The sequence below is a fragment of the Marinilabilia salmonicolor JCM 21150 genome, from assembly GCF_000259075.1.
GTDB lineage: Bacteria > Bacteroidota > Bacteroidia > Bacteroidales > Marinilabiliaceae > Marinilabilia > Marinilabilia salmonicolor.
Window position 1 is genome coordinate 1 of sequence record NZ_AJKI01000066.1, and the last position, 269, is coordinate 269.

1 pseudogene is annotated in these 269 nt (G+C 48.7%); it reads left to right on the top strand.

From position 1 onward, the window contains the following. Positions 1-86 precede the first annotated feature (86 nt). A pseudogene (locus tag W7W_RS22660) lies at positions 87-269 on the top strand (hypothetical protein); the annotation flags it as partial.

The following is a 269-nucleotide window of genomic DNA, read 5'->3' on the forward strand; positions in this document are numbered from 1 at the left end:
AAAAGAAGCCCGTACGTCAGCCGTTACCAGATCACCTTCGACGAGTAGTAGAAGTCATAGAGCCAGAGGGCATACAGGACAACTGGGTGCGTATCGGCGAAGAGGTGACTGAAATTCTTGAACACAAGCCAGGTGAGACCTATGTTCGTCGAATAGAACGTATCAAGTATGCCATAAAGCCAATTGTAGCAGAAGAGAATGCCGGGAATGAGCAGAACGAAGAAGAAGCACCTGCTATCCGTATTGCTCCAATGCCACTTTTGCCGCTG